Here is a 9,327-nt window from a genome sequence, read left to right as displayed (position 1 = left end):
CCTTTATACCTTGGAGTGCTATTAGTCTATATTGGATTCATTCTGGGGACATTTTCGTTGATTTCAGTTGCAGTTTTCGTATTAGTTGCATTAATTCATAATAAATTGGCAACATATGAAGAACAGGATCTTGAGCGGATATTCGGTGAGAAATATTTAGAATATAAGAGCAGGGTGCCAAAATGGATTCCACGCTTATCATCAGCCAAGATCTGATCCTAAACTGTAAAGAAACAATATTAACCCCTTTTAACCTTTTTTTGACAGTATTTTACAATCTCTTGTGCACTCTTCCCTACTAACTGCTGTTCATCAGCCTTTATCGGATTATAAATAAGGTTTAGACCCTTGAGGTTCGTGAGGTTCTCTAACCCCTTAATCTCTTTTACTTGGTTTGACCAAAAGGAGAGTTCTCTGAGTTCAGTAAGGTTCTCCAACCCTTTGATCTCTTCTATTTGATTCTCACTAAGACCTAGATGTTGCAGGTTAGTGAGATTCTCCAATCCCTTAAGCTCTTCTATTCGATTATGACAGAGGTAGAGTCCTTGGAGATTAGTGAGGTTCTCCAATCCCTTAAACTCTTCTATTTTGTTATCCATAAGGTTCAATTTTTGTAGATTAATGAGAGATCCCAATCCTTTGATCTCTCTTATTCGATTATATTGGAGGTTGAGTTCTTTGAGATTTTTGAGATTCTCCAGCCCTTCAATCTCAGTGATATCTTTAATTCCAATATTGCTAAGATCAAGTGTGCCGTTCTTGACCTGATATTTTCTTCCTCTAATTGTCACAAAATCTGAATCTGGACTCATACACGGCACCACTTTCTTTTGTTGAAAGAGTTTATCCTCCTCTGAATTACGCGTGACTTTCATCTTGCATATTATAAATCTGATCCTAATAAGTTTTTTAAATCCTTAAATATATAGTATTATTGTCTACTTTGCCACATCTGGCAATAGATGACACGATCTAGTGTCATATTTGGCAACCAAGTAGAGCAATTCAGCAAGCAATAGAAAATCTAATTGCCACATATGAAATAGGTCACATGATCTATATCACATCTGGCAAACAGACAACACAAATCTAGTGATTAAAACAGGATTTGTTGTCACATCTGGCATATAGGTGACATAACCTAATTGCCATATCTGACAACCAAGTAGAGCAATCCGACAGTTAACAAACAATCTAATTGCCACATTTGGCGAAGTAGACATCTTAAAATAGAATATAAACGAGGTGAAAAGATGTCTGCGATGATTCACCAAATTCCTATGCAGATCAAAATCCATGATCAGATTGTGGGAAATGGTGCGCATTATTGGGATACTCCTGCCAAGTGTGTTAATTTTGCTGCTTCACTGCAGAGGAGTGATATTACAAAAGATTTAATGTATAACGTTAATAAATCCACAGAATATCCTTTTCGTAGAAAGGTAAACATAAGAAGAATAGACTTGGAGTACTGCCAAAAAGGTGTAGTAGAAGGACGAACTATCACCTACAAACCAGCACACAGTATAAAATTCATAGACCCTAACACTACAAGTGATGAAGGATTCCTAAATGAACTCAGAAATTCTTCTTTTGCTGTTGATATTCCTCTTTGGTTCGCTAAAAAATCTGGTGACCTTGATTTAATGCCTTTAGGACATGCTTTAAAGAAATGGAATATGCAAATGATCTATCAGTATAAAGGGTGCAATCTTAATTGTCGGTATTGTTACGTTAGTGATATTGACAACTCCGCCACAAAAGGGTGTTGTTCTAATATAACTCCGCGAGATATATTCGATTCTTACAGATTTTATAATGAACAGAGAAAAGTACAAGGCATTCGCTGTAGTGGAGGTGAACCAAGTCTATATTTGGATCACATACACAAAGTTATTAGAGTTTTCAAGGAAGAAAACAAGCCTGTTCTTATCCAACTTGATACCAATGGTTCAACATTTTCTTATATTGAACACATGCTAAAACATGACCCCAATTGGGATGATGTCATGATTCAAGACCTTGCCGAACACACGATGGTATTTTTTGCATTTAAAGGAACCGATGATAAAACAATTCAGGAGATAACAAAATCAAAACTTACTTTAGATGATCAGTTTAATACTCTAAGATTTTACGTATCTAATGATTTCGATGTGTACTTAAACCTATATAGTTCCAACCCTGTAACATTACCTTCTTTTATCGGACGGCTTGACGAAGAGTATGGTTCTAACGCTATAAGAAAATTGCGTTGCCTTCCGCTAGAACTTTATTCTCCAACAAAACAAAGACTTGAGAGAGACGCTAAACATAAAGACATGTTTTTCAGGCGGCATCCTGAGCAATATGCAACAGGTATCGGCATGAAGTGGATGCTAGATTTCCAAGCAAGTGCTAGATACTTGAAAAGAATATGCAGAGAAGAATATGGGTTCAAATACCCTGAAGTTATGCGCTGTAACTATAAAATAGGGGATAGGTGATCGTAAATGCATGTAGAATCACTTGGTGGTCTAACTGCTCTTCTACCCTCACTCGCAACATTCGTAATCAAAAAGGGAAAAATTGGAAATAGAGAAGAACTATCAGAGAAGGAACGACGAATTTCTACATTTTTGGATCGATATAATGAAGTTACACCACAAGATATTCTTAAGCGCGAAGAACATGCAGAATTCGGAATTAGACACGTCCCTGCCGAGCACATCCAATTCATGGTTGACAATGCGTTTAGTTCCGCAATTGAACAGCTGTATAAGAATGAAATAATTGCTTCGGATTCTGAAAATTTCGGATCCAAACTAAAAGAATTTCGGGGAATTGCTCAAAAATTAGAATACTTACGATTTTTGCCTCGCTTAGACATGAACGTTCTGAAAGAGGAAGGTCGATTAATTGAATTAAGAGATAAGTCGTTAGATGAACTCACGCAGTTTAAGTTAATGTATGAGGGCCCCTTATTCACGTTAGAAAATATACTTGAGTCAGTATCAAATCATACTTGCTGGATGCATCTCTTTAAGCTCATTCCCTATTTGATTCGCAAAGAAGTTTCTATCAAAGAAATGATTGAAATGACTCATAAGGTAACTGATATGTCGATAGATGCACAACCTATAGTTACTCCCGCTGAGAAACTCAAGTCGATCTCCGACACTCTTGAAACGCTTTATCAGGGATTTAAAGAAGAAATATTTGAATCTGATGCTCCTAAGATAAATGTACTCGAATTGATTCAAGAGATCCTATCCACGCTTGACAAACAAATGGATAATCCAACAGATTATTTAGAGGTGAACGAAGTCTTGGGGAAAGGGGGCTTCAGGCACTCCTCGCGCTTCAAAAAACTGAATAGTCCTACATACTTGGTTCAAAACACACAGGCTGCAAAAGGAGTTTTCTTTTCTCAATAGGCTTCTTTTATTCTAAGAATATTGTGGATGTTTGATACGAATGGAGGAAAAAATTGAATGAAGGTCGCAATAATTGATGGAACAGATATACGAGGAGTAGGTTTAGCTTTACGCTGGGCAAAAAACAGTGATATAAATCTCCTTATCGGATCCAAAGATGAAAATGCTGCAATTAAGGTAGCAGCAGAAATTCGAAAAACTACAGGTGCGTCCCAAGATCGTGTTACTGCCATGTCAATTATTGACGCTGCAAAAAATGCAAATATAGTTGTTTTAACAGTCCCATTTCGAGAACAAATTTCTACACTCGAAGAAGTAAAAGACTATCTAAAGAAGAATACCCTACTGATAGATACAACGCTCCCAATAGAAGTGGATGATGACGGTGAACCGGTTTTTGTGCAAGTTGAGGCAGGTTCTTGTGCCCAACAGGCAAATCAGATAGTGGGAGATAGCGTAAAAGTTGTTTCCGCCTTTAAACCTCTTGGAGCTGAGTGTCTCTCCAATCTGGATGAAGAATTAACATGTGATGTTATTGTTTGTAGTGATCATGAAGACGCGAGAAAAATTGGAGTACATCTAGTAGAGAAACTCTCATCAACACTAAAGATTACAGAAGGTTCTCTTTCTTTTGACCATCTCTCAGAAAAACTGGTTGCCACGCTGATCAACTGGAATAAAAAGTGGGGGCCGTTATGCAACGTCATACGAGTTCCAATGGAAGGCGTTGAAGGATCGATGTGTAGTTGTTTGAATCCCTTCCTTAAGTTGTGTCCGAATAGAGGCATAAAATGTCTGTCTATATGAAAAAATAACGATAATTTGTGTTTGAGGCAGAAGATTGTATGAATGATCATTTATCACAATTAGAAGATCGATTTCTGGTCCTTTTATATAAAAACACAGGTATTTTTCCGCTTTATGAACGAATGGACTTTGGCAAGACGGAGCTTTCGCTAGGTAAATTGATTTTCTGGTACGCTGGAAAACTTGAAATCGGAACAAAAACTCTTCTAAGGACATTGAAGAGTCTTGAAGAAAGAGGAATCATTGAAAGGAAGGACTGTGCAAGAAAACGTTCTTTATTAATGAGATACATCCTCACAAAAAAGGGAAGGGAACTGGCAATTCAATTTATGACAAGATTAGAAGCAGCATGCTCCAAAGCGTCAGAATGCTATATCAAAGTATTAACAAAGACAGAGAGCAGTGAAGGTGCAGAACAGCCACTTTTTGCGATAAAAAAGGGACATATATTAGCAATCGAGAACGTTACAGTAAAGAAAGAATTCACAGGGGGCACAGAGTTCGTTATTACATTTGGAGACACGCTTGTAGTTACAGTTAGAACGAAACATGCAGCGCATGAGGTTTTCATAAAAGGACTTACTTACGACGCTAAGTCTTTTGAGAAGGCAAAACGATATGCACTTGTCATTTTACGGCAGAGACGCAATTCCAAAAGAAATCAAATATCTTCTAAATTTGTTCCTCTCACTCCCATCTCAGGGGACTATCTTTCAAGAAAGCTACCTTTACGGCAAAAAACTAAAAAACTTCTCAAAGAATGGAAGCGACATACGATTCCTTTCTAGCGCACATTACTTAAGATGTTGTATTGAAAAAAAGGATAAATGACAACATGTTCTATTGAGCCCGTGGGTATGAACCTAGGATATACAGGAACGACGTCAGTTCTTTGAGTTCCTCAAGAGCATCACTAAATTTTTTATCCTCAATGTGTCCTCCAAAATCCAGAAAGAAGATATAGTCACCAAATTTCTTTTTTGAAGGGCGTGATTCGATTTTTGTCAAATCTATATTCCTTTCCGCAAAGGGACGAAGCGTCTCGAAAAGAACGCCAGGTCTATTGATAATTCCATATACAATAGATGTTTTATCATTGCCTGTTGGTTTCTTTAGTTCTTTGCCCACGATAACGAACCGCGTAACGTTGTTTTCCGCATCCTGAATATTTTCGTCTAAAATCTTGAGTTGATATTTTATCGCTGCTCTTTTTGACGTAATAGCCGCAGCATTTTCGTAGATGCCTCCAGCCACTTTAAGTGCCGCTTCAGTGGTAGAAGCTGCTGCTAATACTTCTGCCATTGGATAGTTTTTGTTGATGTATGACTTACATTGTGAGAGTGCCTGTGGATGTGAGATAATGGTCGTTATTCTCTCAGATAGATCTGTAGCTAAAACATGGGCAATGGGAAGTAAGATCTCTCCAACTACTTTGATATTTTCGTTAACAAGTGAATCCAATGTAGAAGTAACTGAACCCTGTAAAGAGTTCTCAATGGGGACTACTCCAAATTCGCAGATGTTTTTTGCAACAGAATTAACTACAGCTTCAATTGTTCTGTAAAACTTGAAATGGGTCTCATCAAAAACCGTTAATGCTGCAGCTTCAGTATAAGTTCCTCTAGGGCCGAAAACCCCAACTTTTTCATTTTTAGAAAAGACGATACCCCTGCATATTCAATCCTCCGTATACAGCAGAAATATCGCATTAGGTTATCCCTTAAATAGTTTTCTAAGGGGATTATCATTTTCTCTTTTTCTTCTTAAATTCCTTAACGATTTCGATATACTCTTTTACGGGAATGACATTTGGCTTCCGACGAAACCCTGCAGGTATGGTTGCATCACAACGAGAACAGAGGTTTGAACTTTTCTGCCAATCCTTGAATTCATCAGCATGTGCTGGATATCGACAATGAGGACAAAGAACAACGCCACGATCCTTATCTTCGGATTTAAAATCTTGAAAGCAAAATATGCATTTGAAATCTTCCAATGTCAGTATCCCTGCTTTCGGTTTGAGTTTTTCGAATTTTTCACTCATTTTAGGTTTTGTTTTCCGTTTAGTTTTCTTCCTAGTTGGAGTTGTAACTGCTGTTGTTGTTTTCTTGGTAGTTGATCTTTTCTTCTTGGTGGTTGGTGAGGTACTACGAGTTCTTGTCGTTGTTGAGGTGGTAGTTGTGATGGTAGTTGATCTTCCACCCCTAGGAGTTGTTGACGAACTGCCTGTCGTGCTACCGGTACTACTACTTTCAGGTATGTCTCTGCGAATAACTGTTGAAATGTCAGGAATTACAGATTTTCCACCGAATATCCCAAATACGATCAATAAAAGCAATGAGATAATACCCAGTAGCCAAAACATTAAACCAGAGAAGAATTCCAACGCGAAATAAAATCCAAGGATTGTAATTAAAAAACTTAGAAGAATGCCAAATTTGCGGGCACTAAATGATTTCTGTCCAATATAAACCACTGCATATCTTTGGAGACAAGAATAAAGTATGAATAAGCCATACATAAGATACGGAACTGCAAAAATGAATGTCCACGGACTCAATTGTACTGTTGAAGTCTCCAGAAGATTCCCTCTGAGTAAACCTGTAGAACGTCCCCACAAACTGTAAAGTATTCCTATAAACAGAGGACCAAAAACAAAAAACGAAGTATTATGCGGTGAGCGAAATTCACGAGCATATTTTACCCTAATTACGAATGCTAAGGTAAAACATATCCAACATCCAACAGCTAGCCAAGAAACGAACACATCTGTTGAGTTTTCAATTCCCATGCCATGTACAACTGCAGTAATTAGGCTCGCCAGTAATATGATGGCATACCATCGCTTTTGTACCAATATTCCTTTACCACCATTCTTCTAATGAATTATTTCTTAATTAATCATCATCATATTCAAGATAGAGTGCTTTTCCCTCTGATATCGGGTTTATAAACTCCAAAAGTTCCGGTAGTAAACGCATATCCAACTGGCCTTTAACATCAAAAGGCACCTCAAACCACGAACGTGATTTTAAATCCGCCTTGAAGATCTTGAAGCCTAATGATTTGCCGTCAATTAAGTAAGGGTCAATTACGAGAGCAAGCGATTTAGGCCATAGTTTCTGGTATCTGATCTGGGTATCGAAATCATCCGTGCTCATAAAAAGTCCATAAGATGGGTGAGAATGATACCAACCGCAAATGAATAAGTTGTTCTTTTTGATATCGTTGAAAGCCCTCACGTAATTTTTATAATCCTTGATTTCAGCAGAAACGGCTGATCCATGTCCCATCGGATAAGCGTCTTCTATTTGAACTATAAGACCGTTATCATCTAATTTACCTGCTAGAAGTCCAATAACTTCTATCCATTGATTCTTTGGAATTCTGGAATTGGCATATTTGAATGAATGGCTTGCAATTTTGAGAATCGTCGTGACCGAAATGGTTATTGTTTCCTTATCTCTTACAGGTTCAGTAGTGACAAGTTCTTGAGTTGATATTTCTTCAGTCTCTAATTCATCATCAGGTCGGACAGTAATCTCTTCTCGGAGTTCCTCGGACATCAATAGTTCACTGCGGATTTCTTCAAGAAGTTGTTTTTTTAATTCTTCTTTGATTTTCTTTTTCAAGTCTTCTAAATCCAAAGCGTCTTTTGGTCCGTCACTATTCATTTAAATCGCCTCTACCATTTTTTGTTGGCAAATTTTTTGGTCAAATGTTTTACTTTTTTATTAAAGTTCTTTGGGTCATTTATAAGCTCAAGTGCAGCCTTCTTGTTAAAAACGTCTGTTGGATTAACATAATACCCCTTTGTATTCAACATTGCACGAATTGCTTGTATAACAGTTACAATGGTTTTTGATGGACTCCACCCGCCTTTTTTCCCAACATAATTCGGATCTATAAGACCAAGACAGATATTTCGCTGTCCTGGATATTCGTGAGGTTTAGGCCAAAAATTCGGATGCCAAATACCAGTATGCATGCGCATAAATGGAGGGTGACGTGGATAATCTGGAGGGAATTTAATTTCAAGTTTGAATAACCCACCTTGATATGGGGTTCCCTTGGGACCAATTAGCGTGATAGCAAGGTGATCTATGCTTTTTTGACCTGGAAACGGTTTTAATTGCGCTATTACACCTTCTTTCAGCATTTTTTTAAGTGCTGCATTATCTTGCGAAATTCGACTACTTCTAACACTCATTTTTTTCACCATTTATAATAATCATATCTGTTTTTCTACGCTGTCAAAACATCAAATAGAGACTTTTTACAACCATTTGCAATTTAACTGATATGTAACGTTATGAAAAGTTCCCCATTTTTAAATCCCGCAGCAGTAACGAGTTCAAGATCTCTTAATTCGTTTTGATAAGGCGTACCATCTTGATCTACTTCTAATACATTGTCAAAATCCATTATTGTCAAAATAGGCTCCATTTCAGGGTCTATTACAAACCCCTTTTTAATAAGTGAACTAATTATTTCGCTGCAAGGGTCAGCACGGCTCATTGTGATATCAATTCTTCGAACATTATCACCGCACTGTCTGCATTGGGGATTTCGATTCTTTCCTATTGAATATAACTTCATAGTCATTGCATTGAATATTTTGTATGATTTAACCGGTTCACCAAGACTTTTATTTCCTTTTATTGTGTGTAAGATTTTGATAACTTCGTGAGACTGGAGGGCACTAATCACGGCGTTCATAGTTATAATGCCAGGATCATGTATATCGATAAGCTGAACGATTTCGGCTCGTGAAAACAACGGCAGGAAATTATGGCGTTCTGCGAGTTCATTCGCTTCTTTCTGAATAAAACTGATGTGTTCAATGTTTTTAGGATCTGCTTCGTCAAGCTCGAACTGTTCCATAAGGGATAGATATGCTTTAAAAACGCAATGGACTCTTTTTCGTGGAACTCCAACGACCGTACACGCTGCCATGTCATCCATTTCAGCCTCAGGCATTGGGTAGCACTCAAAACATGCGTTTTCATAGGGGAAAATCGTGTAAACATGACCATGAAATCCCACAACACCTCCATCAACGAGTGGTTTATTGAAGCGCACACACTGTGCATTCAGGTTAAAT

11 protein-coding genes are annotated in these 9,327 nt (G+C 37.6%); 5 read left to right on the top strand and 6 right to left on the bottom strand.

Going from position 1 to position 9,327, the window contains the following annotated elements; translation table 11 throughout:
* On the top strand, positions 1–216 hold a 216-nt coding region (locus QVB70_RS05665), incomplete at its 5' end, for a hypothetical protein (RefSeq protein WP_287584255.1).
* 23 nt (positions 217–239) lie between these two features.
* Here the strand turns inward: QVB70_RS05665 and QVB70_RS05660 are convergent.
* A complete protein-coding gene (locus QVB70_RS05660; RefSeq protein WP_287584253.1) occupies positions 240–812 on the bottom strand; it encodes a leucine-rich repeat domain-containing protein in 573 nt (190 codons plus the stop codon).
* Between the two features lie 441 nt (positions 813–1,253).
* Between QVB70_RS05660 and QVB70_RS05655 the strand changes: the two genes are divergently transcribed.
* The 4 genes from QVB70_RS05655 to QVB70_RS05640 are packed head-to-tail and all read left to right on the top strand — an operon-like array spanning position 1,254 to position 5,011.
* Positions 1,254–2,486: a radical SAM protein gene (locus tag QVB70_RS05655; RefSeq protein WP_287584251.1), complete on the top strand. Its 1,233-nt coding sequence runs from the start codon at positions 1,254–1,256 to the stop codon at positions 2,484–2,486.
* A gap of 6 nt (positions 2,487–2,492) precedes the next feature.
* Positions 2,493–3,416: a hypothetical protein gene (locus QVB70_RS05650; protein WP_287584248.1), complete on the top strand. Its 924-nt coding sequence runs from the start codon at positions 2,493–2,495 to the stop codon at positions 3,414–3,416.
* Between the two features lie 57 nt (positions 3,417–3,473).
* Positions 3,474–4,223, top strand: a complete 750-nt coding sequence (npdG, locus tag QVB70_RS05645) for an NADPH-dependent F420 reductase (RefSeq protein ID WP_287584246.1) — start codon at positions 3,474–3,476, stop codon at positions 4,221–4,223.
* Between the two features lie 38 nt (positions 4,224–4,261).
* Positions 4,262–5,011, top strand: a complete 750-nt coding sequence (locus QVB70_RS05640; protein WP_287584244.1) for a winged helix-turn-helix transcriptional regulator — start codon at positions 4,262–4,264, stop codon at positions 5,009–5,011.
* A 52-nt stretch (positions 5,012–5,063) separates the two neighbouring features.
* Here QVB70_RS05640 and pheA read toward each other — a convergent pair whose 3' ends face one another.
* The 5 genes from pheA to QVB70_RS05615 all read right to left on the bottom strand — a co-directional run.
* Positions 5,064–5,888, bottom strand: coding sequence for a prephenate dehydratase (pheA, locus tag QVB70_RS05635; protein WP_287584257.1), 825 nt, complete (start codon positions 5,886–5,888; stop codon positions 5,064–5,066).
* A 79-nt stretch (positions 5,889–5,967) separates the two neighbouring features.
* Positions 5,968–7,080, bottom strand: coding sequence for a hypothetical protein (locus QVB70_RS05630; RefSeq protein WP_287584241.1), 1,113 nt, complete (start codon positions 7,078–7,080; stop codon positions 5,968–5,970).
* Positions 7,081–7,120: 40 nt separating this feature from the next.
* Positions 7,121–7,897, bottom strand: a complete 777-nt coding sequence (locus QVB70_RS05625; protein WP_287584238.1) for a hypothetical protein — start codon at positions 7,895–7,897, stop codon at positions 7,121–7,123.
* Between the two features lie 11 nt (positions 7,898–7,908).
* Positions 7,909–8,433, bottom strand: coding sequence for a ubiquitin-conjugating enzyme E2 (locus QVB70_RS05620; protein WP_287584236.1), 525 nt, complete (start codon positions 8,431–8,433; stop codon positions 7,909–7,911).
* Between the two features lie 83 nt (positions 8,434–8,516).
* The coding region (locus QVB70_RS05615; protein WP_287584233.1) for a ThiF family adenylyltransferase at positions 8,517–9,327 on the bottom strand (811 nt) is incomplete at its 5' end.

Source organism: Candidatus Borrarchaeum sp. (assembly GCF_019058535.1).
In the GTDB taxonomy this organism is placed as follows: domain Archaea; phylum Asgardarchaeota; class Sifarchaeia; order Borrarchaeales; family Borrarchaeaceae; genus Borrarchaeum; species Borrarchaeum weybense.
The sequence above is the reverse complement of the archived record's forward strand: the minus strand, read 5'-3'. Positions and strand labels throughout refer to the sequence as shown.